14 protein-coding genes, 1 tRNA gene and 2 pseudogenes are annotated in these 19,874 nt (G+C 60.4%); 6 read left to right on the forward strand and 11 right to left on the reverse strand.

All coding sequences use genetic code 11. The annotated features are described in order from the left end of the window. Positions 1 to 99: 99 nt before the first annotated feature. The 7 genes from QMZ05_RS28010 to QMZ05_RS28040 all read right to left on the reverse strand — a co-directional run bounded on the left by QMZ05_RS28010 (position 100) and on the right by QMZ05_RS28040 (position 6,171). A complete protein-coding gene (locus QMZ05_RS28010; protein WP_353703697.1) occupies positions 100 to 960 on the reverse strand; it encodes a hydrogenase expression/formation protein in 861 nt (286 codons plus the stop codon). Then, positions 957 to 1,400, reverse strand: a complete 444-nt coding sequence (locus QMZ05_RS28015) for a hydrogenase accessory protein (protein ID WP_353703698.1) — start codon at positions 1,398 to 1,400, stop codon at positions 957 to 959. Before QMZ05_RS28015 ends, QMZ05_RS28010 begins: the two co-directional genes overlap by 4 nt. 208 nt (positions 1,401 to 1,608) lie before the next feature. Next, positions 1,609 to 1,899 (reverse strand): HypC/HybG/HupF family hydrogenase formation chaperone, encoded by a 291-nt coding sequence (gene hypC / locus QMZ05_RS28020; protein ID WP_353703710.1) that lies wholly within the window; start codon positions 1,897 to 1,899, stop codon positions 1,609 to 1,611. A 30-nt stretch (positions 1,900 to 1,929) separates the two neighbouring features. Beyond that, complete coding sequence (gene hybD, locus QMZ05_RS28025) at positions 1,930 to 2,514, reverse strand: HyaD/HybD family hydrogenase maturation endopeptidase (protein ID WP_353703699.1); 585 nt, start codon at positions 2,512 to 2,514, stop codon at positions 1,930 to 1,932. Between the two features lie 12 nt (positions 2,515 to 2,526). Then, complete coding sequence (gene cybH / locus QMZ05_RS28030; RefSeq protein WP_353703711.1) at positions 2,527 to 3,246, reverse strand: Ni/Fe-hydrogenase, b-type cytochrome subunit; 720 nt, start codon at positions 3,244 to 3,246, stop codon at positions 2,527 to 2,529. Positions 3,247 to 3,268: 22 nt separating this feature from the next. Then, the gene (locus QMZ05_RS28035) at positions 3,269 to 5,059 is read right to left on the reverse strand and encodes a nickel-dependent hydrogenase large subunit (RefSeq protein ID WP_353703700.1); all 1,791 of its coding nucleotides are present in this window, start codon (positions 5,057 to 5,059) and stop codon (positions 3,269 to 3,271) included. An 11-nt stretch (positions 5,060 to 5,070) separates the two neighbouring features. Then, positions 5,071 to 6,171: a hydrogenase small subunit gene (locus QMZ05_RS28040; protein WP_353703701.1), complete on the reverse strand. Its 1,101-nt coding sequence runs from the start codon at positions 6,169 to 6,171 to the stop codon at positions 5,071 to 5,073. A 600-nt stretch (positions 6,172 to 6,771) separates the two neighbouring features. On the opposite strand from QMZ05_RS28040, the gene QMZ05_RS28045 reads away from it, so the two are divergent. Beyond that, the gene (locus QMZ05_RS28045; protein ID WP_353703702.1) at positions 6,772 to 8,595 is read left to right on the forward strand and encodes an NEL-type E3 ubiquitin ligase domain-containing protein; all 1,824 of its coding nucleotides are present in this window, start codon (positions 6,772 to 6,774) and stop codon (positions 8,593 to 8,595) included. Between the two features lie 543 nt (positions 8,596 to 9,138). Here QMZ05_RS28045 and QMZ05_RS28050 read toward each other — a convergent pair. From QMZ05_RS28050 to QMZ05_RS28060, 3 genes are read right to left on the reverse strand one after another with little or no spacing between them, the layout of a single operon-like run. Next, positions 9,139 to 10,119, reverse strand: coding sequence for a PDR/VanB family oxidoreductase (locus QMZ05_RS28050; protein WP_353703703.1), 981 nt, complete (start codon positions 10,117 to 10,119; stop codon positions 9,139 to 9,141). A gap of 11 nt (positions 10,120 to 10,130) precedes the next feature. Continuing rightward, positions 10,131 to 10,883 (reverse strand): GntR family transcriptional regulator, encoded by a 753-nt coding sequence (locus QMZ05_RS28055; RefSeq protein ID WP_353703704.1) that lies wholly within the window; start codon positions 10,881 to 10,883, stop codon positions 10,131 to 10,133. A gap of 4 nt (positions 10,884 to 10,887) precedes the next feature. Then, entirely contained in the window at positions 10,888 to 11,937 is a 1,050-nt protein-coding gene (locus QMZ05_RS28060; protein ID WP_353703705.1) for an aromatic ring-hydroxylating dioxygenase subunit alpha, read from the reverse strand. 781 nt (positions 11,938 to 12,718) lie between these two features. Between QMZ05_RS28060 and QMZ05_RS28065 the strand changes: the two are divergent. Together QMZ05_RS28065 and QMZ05_RS28070 are read left to right on the forward strand one after the other, a co-directional pair. Beyond that, positions 12,719 to 12,901: pseudogene (locus tag QMZ05_RS28065) on the forward strand (DNA ligase); the annotation flags it as partial. Between the two features lie 288 nt (positions 12,902 to 13,189). Beyond that, a tRNA-Ile gene (locus QMZ05_RS28070) sits at positions 13,190 to 13,265 on the forward strand. 308 nt (positions 13,266 to 13,573) lie between these two features. Here the strand turns inward: QMZ05_RS28070 and QMZ05_RS28075 are convergent. Next, a pseudogene (locus tag QMZ05_RS28075) lies at positions 13,574 to 13,850 on the reverse strand (IS3 family transposase); the annotation flags it as partial. 113 nt (positions 13,851 to 13,963) lie between these two features. On the opposite strand from QMZ05_RS28075, the gene QMZ05_RS28080 reads away from it, so the two are divergent. The 3 genes from QMZ05_RS28080 (at position 13,964) to QMZ05_RS28090 (ending at position 19,772) form a co-directional block, all read left to right on the forward strand. Further along, positions 13,964 to 17,950, forward strand: a complete 3,987-nt coding sequence (locus tag QMZ05_RS28080; protein ID WP_353703706.1) for a hypothetical protein — start codon at positions 13,964 to 13,966, stop codon at positions 17,948 to 17,950. 151 nt (positions 17,951 to 18,101) lie between these two features. Then, positions 18,102 to 18,398 (forward strand): amidohydrolase family protein, encoded by a 297-nt coding sequence (locus QMZ05_RS28085; RefSeq protein ID WP_353703707.1) that lies wholly within the window; start codon positions 18,102 to 18,104, stop codon positions 18,396 to 18,398. Between the two features lie 450 nt (positions 18,399 to 18,848). After that, positions 18,849 to 19,772 carry a DUF1837 domain-containing protein gene (locus QMZ05_RS28090; RefSeq protein WP_353703708.1) on the forward strand — a complete coding sequence of 308 codons (924 nt, stop codon included), beginning with the start codon at positions 18,849 to 18,851 and terminating at the stop codon, positions 19,770 to 19,772. Positions 19,773 to 19,874: the final 102 nt, after the last annotated feature.

The following is a 19,874-nucleotide window of genomic DNA, read 5'->3' on the forward strand; positions in this document are numbered from 1 at the left end:
TCGTGCCAGCTGCCAGATCGTCGACGATCCGGCAGATGCCGCCCCCCGTGCGCGCGTCGTCTCCGAGATTCTCCCGGACGCCAAAATTCTCGAAACCCGTCATTTGAAGTAGGCCTCGATGATTTCCTGCATGCGTTCGCCGGAATCCTCGAAGTCCTCGTCGGCTGCCAGCGCAACCGTCGGCACGCCGCCAACCTCAAGCGTATCCAGGATGATGCTGTCCGTGGAATTGAAGAACTGCACCGACCAAACATTCCGGATGCCGGTCGCCTGCACGCGGCACGTGCCATAGCCACGCGAGGTGAGGAGAATCGGCCCGTTGCAGACGCTTTGCTGCAAAAACGCGTGGTCGACCGGACTCATCGGCAGGAGCGTGAAATTGATGATGTGAGCGCGCATGCCAGGCCGCCAGGCCAACGCCCGTTCGCGGATTTCCGCGAGCACCGGTAGCACGTTCATCGCGCCTTCCGGCGCCGCATTGATCGTAAGATCAGTCGACGTCAGATCGGTTGCCGCGCGTCGCACGATCTGCGGTATCGCGCCGACTTCGATACATTCGTGTGCCGGGTCGGCCCCGATGCATACGCGCCAGATTCCCGCAAGCGCCGATTCCTGGAACTGTGCCACGCAGCCATCCGGCAGCGCGACGACGCCGGCGATTTCGCCCCTCCCAAGCACGTCGGCAATCAGCTCGCGCTCAAGATCGCTGAGATTAGCAAGCCTGAACAGCTGCGTTTGTGCGGCGCTCTTCTGGCCGGCAACGGCCGCAGCGACGTTCGATAAAAGCTTGATCGCATTCGGACAATTCCTTGCCAGCTCGACGCCATCGAGCGAAGCGAGCTTGGCGAGCGCGGCAGCAGCCGTCGGCCCGCTATGGCCTGCCTCGAGGCTGTCCGCGCCCGTCGGAAACGCACCCAGCGGATGCTCGGCGCCTTGCGCAAAGGAAAAGCCCGCTTTCATGATGCGACGTTTGCTCGTGCAGGCTGAGGAATGACGTTCTTGACGACAGACGCGCCTTCGCGCAGGTGATCAATCAGTCTGACGATACGATCGGTCCAGATTTTCCAGACCTCGGTCTCGACGATCGGGCCATGTGTCTCACCCTGGAGCCACAGGATCAGCGTCGGCCGAACGCGCAGGCCGAACCGCTTGGCCAGCCTGCCTTCAGCGTCGCGGGCAGTCACCACGCCGACCACGCGCCGCTGAAACGCCTGGAACAATTCAGGAGGCGAGACTGTGACGTGGATCGCCTCGATCCGGGTTAAGGGATCGCCGGCCGACGGCAGCACCGCGATCGTCCCCAAAAGATGGGCCGCGGCCAGCCGCGCGTCGATGCTTGCGGTCACGGCCTCGGTCAGGCCGAGCCACGTCAGATCATGCTTTCCCGACTGAAAACCCATCAGGCTCCTTTCTATCGTCGCGGTCCACGGGATGGGGTGTTAGCAAGGTGTGTGCCAATCACCGTTTCGTCGCAGTTTTGCGTTCCGCTCGGATCAGCAGTGCAAAGCCGCCTGAGATCCTCGGCGTAGAGCTTGGCGCGACACTTGTTATCCGTGAACAATGGCGAGTTGAACAATGGCAAGTGGGCAGGACGGCAAGCGACGCCGGCTAGCGGAGGTGCCCGGGCAGAAGCGGCTCGCGACCGATCAAGTCCGCAAAGAAACGATCGCAGTCGTGGCCATTGAGGGCCGCATCGAGGCCGTCGAGCGCCTCTGCGATCAGCCGTGCCTCATCATCCTCCAGGAGCCGCACTGCGGTATCGATATGGACAAGCACCTTGGCGCCGACCGGCGGCTTGGACAGCAGCATCACCGAGACGAACCGCTTTTCAATGCCATACTCGCACAGCGCCGAGATGCCGTCGGTCTCAATAATTGTCATTGGCAGGCCAAGGCACATCGTAAACAGCACATCGTAACCTGCGAGCCGCTAGATCGGCCTCGCCCTCATCTCATAGTTTGCATGGTCGATATCGTTCGCGAGCAGACGTTCCGAGCGAAGCAACGGCACGGTCCGAAGGCTTGCCGGCGCGCCCCACTGCATCAGCAGTTCGCAAGCCAATTCGATCGCAGGCGCAATCTGGGTGCGCACCGGAGCCGTCAGCGGCCCGCCCCAATCCTCCAGATCCATCGGCTGACAGCCGATGAGCGCGAGTTCTCGCGGGCAGCGGCCAAGCAGGTCGGCCGCACTTAAGACCTCCTGAAAGCCGGTCTGATGCAGGCTCATCTTCTTGGCGGCGGTGAACCTCGGCACCTCGTCGTCTCGCACGAGCTTCAACTGGCCGGGCGGAAGTCCATAGTCGATGGCATCGAACACGATCAGACAATCGGCTTCCTCGAGAAAACTGACCAGATAGAGCCCCTGCGTACCGCCATCAAGGATGGTGACGTTGTCAGGGACGGCGTAGCGGCGGTGGAACTCTTCCACCACCCGCACGCCGAACGCCTCGTCGGCCCACAGGATGTTGCCGATGCCGAGCACCAGGATCCGCTTTGGGTTCTGCGGGGTCAGCATCGGCATCCTCAATCAATCGCGGAATTCGCGCTCGCCCGAAATCATCGAGGAGATGATGCTCCGGCGCGACATGACGTCTTCCCAGATCACCGCGTAGACGTGGAGGAGCGCGAAGCACACGATCACCCACATGCCAAGACGGTGCCAGGTATGAACGTCCTGACTATTCGGCCAGATCGCAAACACCCAGCCGAACAGCTTATATTGCCAGCTGTCGTTGCCGGAGCCCTGCGCATAAAGTGCAAAGCCTGTGACGATCATGAACGCGGTCGTCAGCGTAAACATGAAGAACATCGCGAGCTGGGCTAGCGGATTGTGCCCGACATGTTTCTCCGGCTTGGCTGCAAGGAAGGCGTACCGGCGCACCGCGTGCCAGAGCTCACTCCAAAAGCACCTCCGCCAAAGCGGTACGTAGAAGATCTGCCTTGCATGGGAGTTTCCCACCAAGGCCAAATAGATGCGCAGCAGGAAGCCGGCGGTGAGCACATAGCCTGCGGAGAAATGCGCAAAGCGGAGATAGCCGAACAGGAAATTATCGCTTGCCTCTCCCGGCGTTGCCTCTGTCCCGGTCCCGATGAAGTAGCCGGTTATGCCCAAGACCAGAATGGCCGCCGCATTGACCCAATGCCACAGCCGCATCGGCGCTTCATAGAGGTAGACGACATCACGCTCGACACTGCGATCACGCCGTGCCGCATCGTTGGCAATACGGGTGGTAGCGGCTTGCGGCATCTTGTCCAGCACGGCAGCCTCCCTATCGAACCTTGACCGAAGCCATTTCCTGGCCGTCCGGGCTCATCACGTGGGTCGAGCACGCCAGGCACGGGTCGAAGGAATGGATCGTCCGCAAAATCTCCAGCGGCCTCTCTGGATCGGCCATCGGCGTATCGATCAGCGAGGCTTCAAATGCACCGATATTGCCCTTGGGATCCCGCGGCGAACCGTTCCACGTCGTCGGCACGACGCACTGGTAGTTGTCGATCCTGGTGTCCTTGATCTTGATCCAGTGGCCGAGCGCGCCTCGCGGTGCCTCGGTGAAACCATATCCCTTGGCCTGCCTCGGCCAGCTTTCCGGCTTCCACTTGCTGGTATTGGCCGTTGAAGTGTCACCCGCCTTGATGTGGGCCACCAGCTTGTCCTGGAAATAGCGCATCTGATGCGCCGCCCACTGGCATTCGAGTGCGCGCGCTGCGGTGCGGCCGAGCGTCGAGAAAAGCGCAGTCACGGGAAGATCGAGCGTCTTGAGCAGTCTGTCGGTCGGATCCCTGAATTCCGCTTTGCCTTGCGCATAACCTATGATGTATCGCGCAAGCGGTCCTACCTCGACAGCGTTGCCGCGCCAGCGCGGCGCCTTGATCCAGGAATACTTGCCGCCTTCGTCGAGTTCCCTGATGTCGGTCCTGGTGCCCTTGAAGTTGGCCCCAAGCTGGAAATTCGGCTCGGTGATGCCATCCCAGGGATGCAGCCCGCTGGATTCGTCGGGGTATTTGTACCAGGAGTGCGCGACGAATTCCTGGATCTGCTCGGGATCACCGTGATCGATCGGCAAGACCTCCTTGAGATTGCCATCAAGGATGACGCCTCGCGGCAGCTTGAGACTTGCCGCGGAATAATCGTTGGCGTTTTCGGGGATGTCGCCATAGGACATCACGCTCCTGGCCGACAAACCGCCGCCATAGAGCCAGTCTTTGTAGACTGAGCCGATGGCCACAACGTCGGGCAGATATACCTTTTCGACGAACTCGATCGAACGGTCGATGATCGAGGACACCAGGTTGAGCCGCTCCATGTTGATTGCACCCACCGCACCGGTGCCGTCGACATTGATCGCGCAGGGCACGCCGCCAACCAGCCAGTTCGGATGCGGGTTCTTGCCCCCATAGACGGCGTGGATCTTGACAATCTCCTTTTGGAAATCGAGCGCCTCCAGATAATGCGCCACGGCCATGAGGTTCGCTTCCGGCCCAAGCTTGTAGGCCGGATGCCCCCAATAGGCATTCTTGAACGGCCCGAGCTGCCCCGAATCGAAGAACTTTGTGAGCCTGATCTGCAGATCCTTGAAATAGCCCGGTGATGAAAGCGGCCAGGACGAGACCGACTGCGCCAATCTCGAGGTCGCCTTGGGATCGGCCTTGAGTGCTGAGACCACGTCGACCCAATCCAGCGCGTGCAGGTGATAAAAATGCACGAGATGATCATGGACCTGCAGGCAAAGCTGCATGATGTTCCGTATCGAGTTGGCATTCTCCGGAATCGTGATGCCAAGCGCATTCTCGACCGCGCGGACGGAGGTCAGCGCGTGGGTGCCGGTGCAAACGCCGCAAATCCGCTCGGTAAACGCCCAAGCGTCGCGCGGATCGCGCCCGCGCAGAATGGTTTCGATACCGCGCCACATCGTTCCGCTCGAGACCGCATTGCGGATCACATTGTCCGAATCGAGGTTGACCTCGACACGCAGATGACCTTCGATCCGAGTTAGCGGATCGACGACAACGCGCTTGCCGGACCCATCGAGCTTGAACCCATTGGGTGTCTTCACGCCCACCTTGTCCGCCCCTAGCCTCGATGATTGTCCTGAGCTGCGCCATCCCCTTTACGGGTGAGCCGCTTCGCGGCCGTGACCGCCGCATGCGCGGCAACGGTAAGACCGGCCACGCCGGCAGCTGCCATGCCGATTTGATCGGCGTTCTTCTCGATGCCGAATTGCTTGATGGTCGTGAGGTAGTCATAAGTCGAGCCCCTGTCCCAAAAGCCGTCTTCAGCGCAGGCGAAGCAGCCGTGACCGGACTGAATCGGGAAGGAAATGCCGCCGTTCCAGCGAACGGTCGAGCAGGCGTTGTAGCTGGTCGGTCCCTTGCAGCCCATCTTATAGAGGCAATAGCCCTTGCGCGCGCCCTCGTCGTCCCACTCCTCGACAAATTGGCCAGCATCGAAATGGGAACGCCGATAGCACTTGTCGTGGATGCGCTGGGAATAGAACATCTTTGGCCGCCCCTGGCGGTCGAGCTCGGGAAGTTTTCCGAACGTGGTGATGAAGGTCACGACACCCGTCATGACCTCAGCGATCGGCGGGCAGCCGGGCACCTTGATGATCGGCTTGTTCGTGATCACCTTATCGATTGGCACCGCCCTTGTCGGGTTGGGCTTGGCTGCCTGCACGCAGCCCCAGGACGCACAAGTGCCCCAAGCGATGATCGCCATGCAATCGTCCGCCATCGACCTGAGCTTTTCGACGAACGGCTTGCCGTCATCAATGCAGAACATTCCGTCTTCGTTCAGCGGTGGATTACCTTCGACGGCAAGCACATACTGGCCTTTGTACCTGGCGCGGGTCTCCTCAAGGATGGCTTCGGCCTGATGTCCTGCCGCCGCCATGATGGTATCGTCATAATCGAGCGAAATCATCGACAGCACCGCGTCTTTGACCAACGGATGGGCCGAGCGGATAAAGCTTTCTGAGCAGCAGGTGCATTCGAGCCCATGCATCCAGATCACGGGCATACGCGGCTTGGTCTCGAGCGCGTTGGCAATATGGCTTGCAGCGAGCGGGCCGAGCCCAAGGCTCACTGCCGTCAAACTGCAGAATTTGAGGAAACTGCGACGCGTGATACCCTGATGTCTGATCACATTGTAGAACGTTTCCGTTGCCGCGCCCATGGCCCCTCCAGTGATCTGTTATCGGCTGTGACGAATTGCCGACGTTCGGATAGCAAGAAGCAGGCCAATCGCACTTGGCACTGACAGATACCAAGCCGTCCCTCTGCCAATTGCGGTGAGATTGGTGAGCCCAGCGTTAGCTGGCAAACGATCCACCCCCGCAACGAGATGACGGTGCTCGCGACGTCCGCGAACGCCTGCACGAAGGATCGATGCTACAAGGCGCACGATGCCCGCGCACCCATGCGAGCACTTGGTCGTGAGGTCGCAGGAAAGCACGTCATGCTCGAGCATGATGTTCAAGTCCTGTACGATGGACAAGCGGTGACCATTGACCGCCCATTCTTTCGTGCCATTCGTGTCTGATTTGAAACGCCGATGTGAGAAACCGCACCAAGCAGCACGATCGTTCCGCTGCTGCAGCGGCGAAGGGTAGCTCTTCGCTCGTTAGGAACGGCTGCAACACTTTCGCGTGCGGCACGCCGATTGCTGAAACAAGAATCTGCGGTTGAACGACGCCGCACACGTCACCGGGTCAGGAGTTCACAATGAGGCTTGCTCGATTGATCCTGACCAATGCGACGTTGAAGCCAGGCAAAATTGCAGGATATTGGCCTGAAGAAGCGCCGCTCCGGCGTATTCCTTGATCTGACGACCGAAGAGACGGCATCGATGAACCCAGGACAGTGCCAACCGGGGGATGGCGTTACTCCTGAATCTTCCGAACGAGACCAGCAGCAAGGCTGCCTATGCGCTCTCACCCGAGCCGCGACGCAGTGGGTCGGGGCCTTGACCAGGACGCGTTCCTCCCTCGCCGGCCCCACCGGCGATCCGACGAACCGGCAGGCCCGGGCTCTTCGCGAAACATCGCAGGACCAGGTCCTGGAGGGCTGGGCCGCCGAAGAGGGACAGGGCGAACAGGAGAATCGGCAAGAGGCTGCAAGACGAACGAGAACCTGGCTTGACGCGGCCGCAGCCCATGCGCCGCTCGACCTTTCGTTGCTGTCCCTGACAGCCTTGCCCGCCGCCTTCCCCGCCGCGCTCCAGCGCCTGAGCGTCTGGGGCAATCAGCTGACCAGCCTGCCCAATCCCCTTCCGAGCGACCTCTTGGTGCTCGCAGCCAGCGACAATCGGTTGACCAGCCTGCCCGATCCGCTTCCGGCTGGCCTCCGGCTGCTCTACGCCATGCGCAACCAGTTGAGCAACCTGCCGGCCGCCCTCCCGGCCGGGCTGCTGCGCCTGAACCTCCAGGACAATCAGCTGACCAATCTGCCCGATAACCTTCCGGCAACGCTTCAGGAGCTCAACGCCAGTAACAACCAGCTGACCAATCTGCCGGCCCGCCTCCCGGCCGGGCTCGAATTTCTCGACGCCAGCAACAACCAGCTGACCAGCCTGCCTGAGACGCTGCTGACGCGGTTCGGCCCTGAGAGCGTCGTTGATCTGGTGGGTAACCCGCTGTCCGAGCGGGTACGGACCAATCTGGCGGCAGCCGGCAATGTCCCGGGCTATGCCGGCCCGCACGTCTACTTCTCGATAGTCGAAGGATCGGAGCAAGCTCAGCCGCGGCCTCTGCCCGAGGAAGTCGCGGACTGGCTGGACGGCGAGACTGAGGTGGTGGCCGCCTGGCAGACCTTCATTGATGAGCCGGGCGCCCAGGAGTATGCACGCTTCCTCGGCAGGCTGCAGCACACCGTGAACTATAGCAATGGCGCGTTCCGGCAGGCGGTGGCTGACGATCTGCGGCACGCGGCGATCAGGCCGCGATTGCGCAAGAAATACTTCCGGCTCGCCTTAGGAGCGAGCGAGACCTGCGAAGATCGTATCACGATGACGTGGAACGGCATGCAGACCGCACGGCTGGAAGCTGATGTCAAGGACGGCGCCTATGACGAGCGGCTCGACGAACTCGTCCAGCACGGCCGCGTCGTGTTCCGCCTGAAGGCGCTGGAGGCAATCGCCCACGAGAAGGTCCGTTCGCTCAGTTTCGTCGACGAGCTCGAGGTCCATCTTGCCTACCAAGTCAAGCTGCGCGAGCGGCTGGAGCTACGGCACATCGCCCCGGACATGCGCTTCTTCGATGTCGCCTACGTCACTGAGGACGATCTCACTGCGGCCGAGACGCAGGTGCGCGATGAGGAGGCGGCGGGGTTCGTCGATTTTCTCGCAACACGCTGGGTCCCCTGGGACAAGGTGGTGAGGCGCATCGCGCCCGACGCCTATGAAGAGACGCGGGACCGGCTGATCGATGCCATGGACGAGGAGTTCGAGAGCCGCCTGAGGCAACGGCTCGCCGATCTTGACCTGACCGACGACGCCGATGCCAAACTGCAGCTCGGAGCCGTGATCACAAAGGAAATCGCCTGCGAAATCAAGGGCGAGCTAACGAGCCGGGTGCTTGGGGACCGTGGCCTTGCGCTGTGAAGCGCGCCGTTCGATTGCGAGGGGCCACCAACCCTGTTTGCAAGCGACCTCGCTGCGATCGTGATCGTTTCGGAGGCCGCGCGCGCCGGATGGGCCATCCGGCGAAGACGTCGTCGTCAATTTTGCATTTGCGTGATGCGCGCGGGCGATCACATCACACAGGGGAGACAATCGTTCTCGATCGCACGATCCAGACGAGAGGCTATTCCCACTTGGCAGCTCCGCCGGGAAGCAAATTGCGGCAGCCGTGGTCCGCCATCCATTTTTTTCTCGTGTCGAAGACGGTGCGGGCCGCACTACCGGTTCGCGATCCAAACAGGCGCGCGGCACAATCCGAGGTCTTCTTTCCGGCCGGCGCATTCGGCCCCGGCATCAAGCAGGCGCCAATACGTCGGCGTATGCCGCTCACAGGCTGAGAGCCCAGGATGGGATCCTCAGGAGTAGACCCCGCGGCCGTAGAGGCGAGCCCCTCAACGGCAAGGCCACTCTGCTGCCGGCCGGGGCGGTCCGCGCGGAGCCACGACTGAAGGCATTGCGGCGAGCCTAGACCGCGTCCGGGCGATGCAGCATATCGACCGTGATCGTGCCGCGGGCGCGCGAGACGCATGCGCAGATCTTCTCGTTAGCGCGCTTCTGGTTCTCGCTGAAGAAGACGTCGCGATGGTCAACCTCCCCGTCGATATCGATGAGGTCGACGGCGCAGACGCCACACTCGCCGCGCCGGCAATCCGAAATGACGTCATAACCAGCCGCATTGAGCGCATCCAGCATTGAGCGATCGCGCGGAATCTCAAGCTCGATGCCGCGGTCCGCGAGGCGCACCCGGAAATCTTCGGTCGGCAGCAAGCCGCTCGAACCAAAGGTCTCGTAGCGCAGGTCGGACAACGCACGCCCCGCGCCGGTCCAGGCCCCGCGCGCAGCATCAAGCATTCGCATCGGGCCGCAAAACAGGGGCATGGCATCAGGCGGCAGCGAGGCGAACAACGAGTCGAGATCGAGCCGGCGCCCTTCATCGCCTGCATGAACAACGAGGCGCTCGTTCAGCAAGGTGCCCAGAACATCCAGATAGGCGGCATCTTCACGCGAACGCACCGCATAATGCAACGTGAATTCGGCTTTGCGGCGGACGAGCGCCTGTGCGGCCCCAATCAACGGCGTGATGCCGATGCCGCCGGCGATCAGGCAATAATGCCGGCGCGCCCAGTCAATTGGGAGCAACGAGCTCGGCAATGTGATGGTCAGCCGCGCCCCGGGCGCGAGCGACCACATATAACGCGAGCCGCCGCGGGAATCCTCCGCGCGCCGCACCGCGATACGGTAGCCGGTGCGGTCGGCTTCACCGATCAACGAGTAGGACCGCGTCTCGGGGCGGCCATCGACGGTGACAGCGACATCAATATGACTGCCGACCGGGTAGGCAGCACCGTCGAAACTTTCCGGCCTGATCAATAACTCGCGGATCGAGGAAGTCAGATCGCGAGTCGCAATCAGGGTTGCGGGAGTCCAGGTCTCGATGAAGCGCATGCGCTCCTCCTTTAATCGCCTGCGGTCCTGATGAGCGCCAGCCCCGGCAGCAGGTCAAAATACGTCTTGTTCTTGAGCACCAGCCGCAAATTGCGCGAGGCCAGCCGCGCGTGCTCGCGCATGATCGCCTCGGCCCGCGCACCCTCGCGGTTTTCGATTGCGTCGATCACGACGCGGTGTTGATCTTGCGCAATCAAGAGCGTCTCGTGCGCCTGCGGCAGTTCTGATTGGGTCATCACAAAGCCGCTTGGCGAGGCAAATGGCAGCGCGGACGCGCGATCGATCTGCCGGATCAGGGGCGGGCTGCGCGACAGTTCGGTCAACAGCGCATGAAAGCGCGCATTCAGCGTGACGTAGGAGGAGAAGGCCTCGATCGAGATCCGATTCTGCCGCACCAGGCCGTCGATCTCGTCGAGACATCCTTTCAGTGGCTCGAGATCGCGCGACGAGACCCCGCGCTCGGCAGCAAAGCGCGCGGCCAGGCCTTCCAGCGTGCCGCGCAGTTCGATCGAGTCCAGGACATCTCGCTCGGAAAACGCCTTCACCGTGAAGCCGCCGGAAGGGATCGCTTCGAGAAGCCCTTCCTCCTCCAGCCGAACCAGCGCCATTCGCACCGGCGTGCGCGAGGCGCCGGTCGTCTCCACCGCCTGCAATTCGGAGATCCGCTCGCCAGGCCGCAAATCGCCCGACAGGATCAGATCGCGCAGGCGAAGCTGCGCGCGCACGGTCTGTGAGACGGAGCGATCACTGTCTCGCTCGGCCATCCCCCTACTCCGCAGCTTGCCGATGTTGCGGCGGATTCTCCGCCTCGATCATGCGATCTATCAGGCGGCGCGCCCACATCGCTCCCGCATCGATATTGAGGTTGTAGAAAATCCGATCCGGGTTTTCGTCGATCGCGCGCTGCTGCGCCTCGAGAATGAGCTCGTCCTCGCGGAAGATGCCGGAAACGCCTTCGCGGAGTTCGGTGGTCAGGCGCTGTTCGCCCAATCGATAATTGCGCACGAATGCCCAGAAATAGTGGCAGCTCGTTTCCGTCTCGGGCGTGATGGTGTTGAGAACAATCCCGTTGACGCCAGCCGAGCGATCGCCTTCCGGCGCACCGGTTCCGGCAGGCGCAACACCGACGTCGATATTGATGGTGCACGGCGCCGCGAAACGAATGATTTGCCAGCGGTCCACCGGACCAGACTTTTGCAGTTGCTTGGCCCAGAATGGCGGCGCAGTAATCCCCTTCATCCAGCGTGTCACGGTGGCGGTCATCTCGCCATGAGTGACGTCGAACGGCGCTTCCGCGATGGCAGCATTGCCGATGCTGGCGCCGTGCACGAAGGTTTCGTGCGTCAGGTCCATGAGATTGTCTACGACCAAACGGTAGTCGCATTTGAGGTGAAGGGTCTTACCGTCGCCAGCCCAAGCGGGATCGTCGTTCCAGTGCATGTCGGGCACCAGCGCTGGATCAGCCAGCGCCGGATCGCCCATCCACAGCCAGATGAAGCGATGGCGCTCGACGACAGGATAGGCACGCACGCAGGCGGAAGGGTTGATCGTCTCTTGCGAGGGCATGAAGGTGCAGCGGCCCTGCGCGTTGAACTTCAGCCCATGATAGCCGCAGACGACAGTGTCGCCCTCAAGCCGACCTTTTGAGAGCGGCACCAGTCGATGCCAACAGGCATCCTCCAGTGCAGCCACCTCGCCGTTGCTGCGGCGATACATCACGATGTGCTTGCCGCAAATCGTGCGCGGCAACAGCGCCTGTTTCACGTCGGCGTCCCAGGCGGCGGCGTACCAAGCATTGATCGGAAAACTGTGACCCATTCGCTCGCTCCTCCTCACTTCTGGATACTTACAGTATACATAAGGCAAAAGTGTGCAACGGATACGGGGACCTTGAGCCAGAAATTGATAACAATCGCAGCAGGTATTGATAACATTGATGGAACATATGTATACATCAAGCCGAAAAATGTGATCACGCGCATCCAAGAAGCCGGCGAGCCCGCCCCAGTATTCAGGCCGCAACGAATCCCCTTCGGCGATCTTCGCCTTCGCGAAGATGCGCAAACTGCTCGTCGAGCCGCTAGCCCGTAAGCAATGCCGCCCAGGGGCCCGCTCCTTGGCGAACGGGCACTGGCTCGTGCTTCAGCCCCCCCGACCGTCGTTTCGATCACGTAGAGCGCGGCGATCTGTTCGAGCGCCTCGATTGCGATCGGCGCATTTTCAGAACGGGCCGCGCGCTCCCCCTCCGGTGTACGCAGGAAGCGCGGGGATAGGCCACCCATCGGATCAGGCATTTGAGACCTCCAGGGTGACAGGCGCGCTGCGAACGGCGGCGCCAGCGTGCGGTCACCATAGAGAAGCGCGCTCTCGGAGGGGGATAGCGAACATTGAGGAGGCAATTTTCGACATCCCTAAGCAGCAAGGGCTATTTGTCTCGGCGCCGCCCACGCCAGAGGGGTCCGAACGGCATGGGAACTTGGAGGCGGCATCAACTGTCGACGCTTATGCGAGCCTGCAGGGTCAGGAAGGAAAGCGCCGATTAGCGGCGTCGAAGGACCGCAGGCGATCCATGAGCGCTTCGAGCGAGAGCTTGAAACCTCTAAGCGGCCGAGATCTGCGAAAGCTGCCGCTGCGGGAGCGCAAAGCTGTACTGAAGAAGCTGATCGCCGGCACCGCCATCCAGTTCAGTGAGAGCTTCGACGTCGACGGACCAAAGATGTTCTCACACGCATGCAAATTGGGTTGTGAGGGCGTCGTGTCGACGATCGCAGACAGCGTCTATCTACCGGATACACCACGTACCGAAAGGCAATTCAGTCGGCTAAGTCGAAGGGGCTGACCGATACTGAGATCGCGAACAACGTCCCGAAAGTCGCAATGGCATCAGTCAAGCTCCCAGCGAATTTCAACAGCTTGGTTCAACGGCTTGGTGTTCGAATTACCAACGAGGATTTGTGAAATCGTGATCCTGCGTTGCTGAACCGTGGGTCGGAGATTGCCGAAACCCCGCGCACCCTGTAAACGGAGCCCGCACCGTTGACGGCCGCGCCACGCGGCCCGCAAGGCGGCGGGGCCTGTAGCTCAATGGTTAGAGCCGACCGCTCATAACGGTCTGGTTGCAGGTTCGAGTCCTGCCGGGCCCACCAACATCATCAATAGCTTACTTCGTTCTCGTTGCCCGCAGCGCGACGACCGCACCAGATACCTGCTCTTTTCGCTCGTGCGCGAGCTCGCGTACCGCAATCCACTCGATGGCGCTAGACGGATTTGGGGGATAATGGACGTAATCGTCGCCCACTCATCCGTTGGAGATACTCCGACAGAGCCGCTGATTGAGAGGCGTAGGAATCGCAAAGAAAATCAGCAGCCCTTCCGAAGTGCATGCCCCTAAACCTGCGCTGACACTCCAGCAGACTCTCTTCCTTGAGCTGCCGTCGGATTGATGGGCACGGGGTTAAGCTAATCCCACCTTGCGCTCGAACTCAAGCGGGCTAAATAGCCGATGGTCGAGTGCCTGCGGGTGGTACTGCAAATTCTTTCGATGCAGTCGAACACATAGGCGCGTGCCTGGCCTCTGGTCCTCTAGGTTTTGCCTTCCGTCCGTACAGTCTCGAGCGACGAGAAGAAGCTCTGCATCGCGGCATTGTCCAGACGTTGCCGGAACGGCTCATGCTGCAGACGATGCCGTGGTCGGCCATCAGGCGTTGGAACTGCTCGCTGGTGTATTGGCTATGCCTGCACCCAGAACAACTTGATTGATTGCGCCGAGACCCTTGTTGCGATCAGGAGACCGTCGCGATAAACGAGGTAATTTAAAGTTCTCGATTGCGCAAACGCAGTTTGAATGAAAGGCCCAGATCCTCTCTTGTCACAAGGCGCATCCAGCCCAGCCGGCGGTGCGATCGCAGCCCAGGCCGGCTACGAATATCAGCTCAACGTCTCGGTGCTGGCGGCTCTACGATTGCTGCTGATTACGAAATCGGCAACGCGCATCACGTTAGAGCCGGCCAATGAGGAAGATCTGGAGGCCGACTGTGAGCCCGACGAACCGGGCCGGGTGGTACCGAGTGCGATTGTCGCAGGCGGCTACAAGCTTGTCGTCCAGGTTAAACTCCGCGGGGGCGAACCGTGGTCGATCGAAGACCTCGACAGATTGCTTAATCATGGCGAGAAGCGAAGGCCCGCGAAACATCACCTCGATGACCCGGACACGCGGTTTCTGTTGGTCACCAACGCCGATGCGAAAGGAGCCGCGCGGAACTTGCTCGTTTCCGACTTTGAGGAACAATCGGACCCACTGGAATTCCCGCCTTCGCTCAGGAAGGCGCTGCCCTTTGCTCCAGAGGGACGCATTGCGATCCGGGGCGGTGCGACAGAACGATTAATTGAGTTCGAGATCGGCGATATATTGAGCAAGCTGCTTCGTATCCCGCACTCTCGTCAGACGGAGTGCCGCGAGCAACTATGCCAGGAAGCTCGACGCAGAATGCGCGGAATCAGTCCGGGCGTCTGGACACGCGATGACTTGTTGGCAACGATCCGGGCTCACGGCGGATACCTTGCGAGCGCAGCAGAACTCGTGGGGTTCGTCAAGCCGTCGAACTTCGACGACATGGCATCTCTCCTGCAAAAGCGAAATGCCATCGTGATCACCGGGCCCTCCGGGACAGGAAAGACGCTGGCGGCAATTGCTCTTTGCGATCTGGCTCGTCAGCAGGACGGACGACTCGATGTCGTCGCCGTGAATCCGAATGATGAACCGTCGATTACACGACGGTTGATTGACACTGGACCCACGCTCTTCTACGTCGAGGACCCTTGGGGTCAATACAGCCTGAGACGCGGGTCAGAAGCCTGGACGGAGCAACTACCGCGTCTTTTGAAAGACGCGCGTCCCGGACATCAATATGTCGTAACCTCCCGCAGCGATATGCTCGGCCAGGCCCGCGCAAACGACGCATTCAAGCGGTGGTCGATCGAGCTGAATGCGGAACAGTATAGTAACGGCGAGTTGGCGCACATCTACGACAAGCGCATGGACCTGCTCGCGACCGATCTACAGCCCAAAGCGCTCAAGTTTCGGCAAGAGACGCTCGAAGCGTTGGAAAGCCCGCTCGAGCTGGACTTGTTCTTTACGAACCTCGCGGATGGGCCTCAGTCAGATGAGGCGGATCGCAAGTTCTTGCAACGCCTGCTCGGCTTAGCCCACCGAGATGCCGTTGAGGGCGTCGTCGTCAAATATCTCGGTGCGACCGATGAAATCGGTCTATCCGCCGTGATCTGGGGCCTGCTCGCAGCGCGAGGTCAAATCGATCGCACCCAGCTAACTGCACTGCAGCGTCAGCTGCGAAAGGCCGACGCCGGATTGGCCGATGGGTTACAAAAGACCATCGACCGTCTGGTCGCCACACGCCACCTCCGCCAGCCCCTACGCACGGTTTCGTTCGCGCATCCGAGTGTGCGAGCGGGCTTCGAAACGTTCCTGAAGGAGAACTGGTCTCGCAGTGAGGTTGCCCTCGAGTCTCTCCTTACAGCCCTGACTGGATTGACAGGTGCTTATCGCGCATGGGGGTTGGAGACGGCCGCCCGTGTGCTGGATGCTGCCAACAATCTATGGGCGACGATCGAGGGAATGGATGGCACTTTCCAAGCGTCGGACGGAAGCCGGTCCGCGATTGACGCCTGGCTCGAGGAATCCCTGCTCGACCCAGACGCCGATTTCCAAGCCCTGCTGCAATTGGCCGCGGACGTTGGCACAAGCGCGTCCATCCCCGCCGAGCTCGCAAGATGGTTCATCAAGGGGGTACGACGCGGCGGTGCGTTCTTTATCGACGATTGGGAGCCGCCGAGTTTCGACGATGCCTGGTACGAGCGAGTTTCGGCTGATCCCCGATCGGCAATTATCGCCGATCGCTTCATCCGCGAGCAGCTTCCACAGGACCATGGATCCTATGGCCGCGACCTTGCAGACAAACTCGATCGGATTGCAACTGGTCTTACACCCGCGTTCCTTGCCGTCGCTCACAAATTGATCGGGACAAGATTCGACCGAAACGTCGACGCAGTAGCGGAAGGCGCGGTCCGAGATCGCGCGGGATACGAGGCTGTGTTGATCCAGGCGCTCGACGATCTGGCAGCCATCCGGCGGACTCGCCGAGAAGACACCGGGAAGGAGTGGCGGGCTATTGGGGATGGTGAGTACGACAAAGGTTATGAGGAATATTACGCGACGCAGGACGACGATAGGGACTACGCATCAGGTGTCTTCGTCGACACCTTCATCGAAACCATGCGCAATGCTGGCCGCTGGCAGGACTTGGCCAATCACGCACGGTTAGCAGACTTCGCCTGGAACTGGGCGCAGGGGGTTTCTACCTCCAACGCTGCGGCCACTGCAGACGAAATGCGTGCAATTCTAGAAGCGACCCGCAAGAGCGGCGACGAGGAAACTGGCTGGAACGCGGCGCGTCAGTGTTGGGACACGACGTTGGAGACCCTTCTGGCGGACCGGATCTCGTCGCAGCCGGATGAAGAAGGCCTGCGTAGGTCCCTGATCCAATGCGCGATCACCGCGGCTCCAACAGTCTTGATCAATTGCCTCGAGACGCATGCAGCGTCACCCTCGGTGTTCGTTCGCCTATTGGTCGATATTTATGCCGTTCAAGCGCGTGTCGAAGCAGAACGGTTAGAATCGCTATTGGCGAAACTCTCTCCAGAAGCAAGAGAACTACTTGAGGCCTTCGAAACCGGGAAGCAAGATCCAAGTCCGGTAGGAGCGGCTGCCCTCGCCTTGCTTGAGGTTGCAGCGCCGGCTGCGGCTTCGACCGTACTCGGTGTGATCGTGCCAGTGATGATCGCGAGTGGATCGAAACCGGCGGGCGCTGTCCGCAGGTGGCTCACGGAAGCGACGGACGGCGCCGACGCAGCTGCCGCAACAGAGGCGGCGATCACGATTGACGAGGGACCTCTTATCTGGTTGGCCCTGCAGCATGATCGCGCCGACGCGCGTCAAAGGGCGCTTGAATATCTGGCATCAAGACTACCAGATCCACTCCCCACCGAGCTCCTTGGCCTTTCAAGGGACAAGGGTAGCCGGGTCCGCCGCAGTTTGACGGCCGCCCTCAGCAGCCGACCGCACCCGGAACATTTTCCGATACTCATGCAACTTACTCTGGACCGATGGTCCAATGCCGAGCCGCAGTATCAGGAGCCGGAATCCTATCCGATCGCACGCGAAGCTGTGGCCGCGCTAGAGGCGTACGGATCACTTGATGATAAGACCGGGACCAAGCTGATCGCGTTGGCCAGGGAGACCTCCGACGAGCAGCTGCGCCGGGATGCGTTGAGCGCCGCGGCCCGGCTTTGCGGGCCGGCCGTTCGACGCCAGATCTGGTCGCTCTTTACTGACAAGGCGCTTGGTTGGCTGCGCGTCGACGCCATCGACGCATTGAGCACCGCCACCGCAGTGGAGCTCGAAATCGTAGGGAAGATCACCGCAGACCGCTTGATGAAATTGTCGGCGCCGCTAGCGGCCTCTGCCACGATTCTGGTGGGAGCGCACCTTCCCGTCGCCGATGCCGTTCAGATATTTGAGCGGGTCGGACATTCCCAATCACACAGGGCATTGTTGCTGCTCGGGGTCGTCGCGTTAGATAGCCGAGACCGTGCAGCCGCGCTTGGTCTCCTCGAATTGCTCGACGCCGGTCACCCGGCGCGCAGACTGCTCGCAACTGATGAGCTTTTGCCACCGACCGTTCTCGACGACCTCGGCGACGTCCGGATCCGACGATATGTGGGCCGATGGCTCAATGATCGTATTGCGAAGAAATGATTGGCGGACTTGGGCTCACCGGCTCGTTCCCATCACGGCACAGGAAGCACACCGCGCTTCACGGCCGCGACGAGCTCCGGCACCCCACGGTGGCAGTTGTTGAACTCCGAAGCTCGTCGCGATGCCAACGACCGGGCGCCTCAGCAGCACGATGCTGGCTGACCTCGATGTCGATATCGTCATCGATCACTTTTGTTCGATTGCCGACAAGGACCTGTCGAGCGTTCAGGCCAAAGCGATCTCTAGCCTCGTCGAACGGGGAAAGGCGTGGGTCAAGTTGAACGGCGGCTATATTTTCTCTCCAATGCTCCCCCCGTGGAGCGACATGACGGCCGTCGCGCGCGCCTTTCTCGACTTACGGCCTGACAGGATCGTCCGGGGCACCAATTGGCCGCATCCCGTTCGTTACGAGCCGATGCCGACGACGGCGACCTCGTCGATGCAGTAAAAATGTGGGTCGAAGATGAGACCTTGATACATCGAACCATGGTCGAGTATCTGGCGAAGATTTACGGGTTCGACTGACCTTCAGCCACTCCTCTCCCGGTCGGTGTTGCATCGCTCCCAGGAGGTTCTTCATCTACCGCCGTTAGGCGGCTACCCTCCTCAGGGCTTCCCGATCGCGCTTCATTGCAGCGTCTCGGCGATCGTCGCCGACGTTCTAATCGCAGCCGCGCGTGCAGCGGGCTCCCTCAGCAGGATGAGCCCTTATGGGTGGTGCCGTGATGGGGTCCACCTCCACTTGAAATGCCCCATGACCATCGCCTTGGGCCATGCAAGTTCTCTCCAAATAGAAAGCGGGGTAAATGTATGCTGCCCGCTCCGCTACCTACGAATGTGCAATAGGAAGCCATGAAAATCCGGACTATGTGTATGTTTTTGGGAGATAATTATATCAATGACCGGCATGTCATTCGAAATTCTTATTGATGATGCTCTCGCCGGGATCACTTCCGTCTCTCAGCTCACCGCTTTGGTCAACAAGCGGGTTCTCAGCCTAATCAACGACTTCGAGGACACCAAGTGGCGGTATCTCAAATTCCAAAGCTATCTCTGGGACAACATAGCTCAAACCGCTCTTTCGGAAAGAGAGCGATCCGCACTTGTGGACCAGAGTTACAGCAGCCTAATAGCCGCCGCTCAGAACCTCAGATTGACTGACAAGGATGAACTGGGTCAGGGCAGCGAAATAGCGGAAGTGTTTTTGTATGGACTGATGCGTCATCGCTTTGGCGCGCTGCCTGTCGTTCCAAAGATATTTTACAAGCAGAATGTTCAGGACAATGCCAAAGGAGCAGACAGCGTACACATCGTGGTGAAGGACGACGACTTCACACTCTGGTTTGGCGAAGCGAAGTTTTATAACTCCATCGCTGACGCTCGGCTCGATGCTATCGTCACTTCGGTCCTGAACTCGCTATCGACCGACAAGTTGAAGAAGGAAAATGCGATCATCACCAGCGTCTCAGACCTCGATGGGCTGCCAATCGCCGCAGGCCTCCGAGAAAAGATCAAGGCTGCCCTAAGCAATCGCGAGTCGATCGACAACCTCAAGCCGAAAATTCACATACCGATCCTTTTGCTGCACGAATGCGCTACGACCGCGGCGGCGAGCGAACTGTCGGAGGCGTACAAGGCGGAGCTGACCACCTTTCATACGGAGAGGGCAGAGTCTTATTTTTCGAAGCAGCTCGCAAAATCCAGTTCAGTTCACAAATACAATGACCTCAATTTCCACATCATCCTCTTCCCGGTCCCAAGCAAGAAAAAGATCGTTGATGCGTTTGTCCAGACTGTGGCCTTCTATAAAGGACAGAAGTGATGGAGGTTTTTGAGACCTGTCAGGAGATCAATGGGCTGCTATCGATCCAGAACGAATTGGCTGCCAGAAATCTGTTGATACAGCTGCTGGCAGACTTGGATC

The sequence above is a fragment of the Bradyrhizobium sp. INPA03-11B genome (genome assembly GCF_040446015.1).
GTDB lineage: Bacteria > Pseudomonadota > Alphaproteobacteria > Rhizobiales > Xanthobacteraceae > Bradyrhizobium > Bradyrhizobium macuxiense_A.

Bases quoted from the DNA above. Each gene is read 5' to 3' on its own strand.
- QMZ05_RS28010 (WP_353703697.1), bottom strand. From the start codon at position 960: ATGAAAGCGGGCTTTTCCTTTGCGCAAGGCGCCGAGCATCCGCTGGGT.
- QMZ05_RS28015 (WP_353703698.1), bottom strand. From the start codon at position 1,400: ATGGGTTTTCAGTCGGGAAAGCATGATCTGACGTGGCTCGGCCTGACC.
- hypC (WP_353703710.1), bottom strand. From the start codon at position 1,899: ATGTGCCTTGGCCTGCCAATGACAATTATTGAGACCGACGGCATCTCG.
- hybD (WP_353703699.1), bottom strand. From the start codon at position 2,514: ATGCTGACCCCGCAGAACCCAAAGCGGATCCTGGTGCTCGGCATCGGC.
- cybH (WP_353703711.1), bottom strand. From the start codon at position 3,246: ATGCCGCAAGCCGCTACCACCCGTATTGCCAACGATGCGGCACGGCGT.
- QMZ05_RS28040 (WP_353703701.1), bottom strand. From the start codon at position 6,171: ATGGGCGCGGCAACGGAAACGTTCTACAATGTGATCAGACATCAGGGT.
- QMZ05_RS28050 (WP_353703703.1), bottom strand. From the start codon at position 10,119: ATGCGCTTCATCGAGACCTGGACTCCCGCAACCCTGATTGCGACTCGC.
- QMZ05_RS28055 (WP_353703704.1), bottom strand. From the start codon at position 10,883: ATGGCCGAGCGAGACAGTGATCGCTCCGTCTCACAGACCGTGCGCGCG.
- QMZ05_RS28060 (WP_353703705.1), bottom strand. From the start codon at position 11,937: ATGGGTCACAGTTTTCCGATCAATGCTTGGTACGCCGCCGCCTGGGAC.
- QMZ05_RS28080 (WP_353703706.1), top strand. From the start codon at position 13,964: ATGAAAGGCCCAGATCCTCTCTTGTCACAAGGCGCATCCAGCCCAGCC.
- QMZ05_RS28085 (WP_353703707.1), top strand. From the start codon at position 18,102: ATGCTGGCTGACCTCGATGTCGATATCGTCATCGATCACTTTTGTTCG.
- QMZ05_RS28090 (WP_353703708.1), top strand. From the start codon at position 18,849: ATGACCGGCATGTCATTCGAAATTCTTATTGATGATGCTCTCGCCGGG.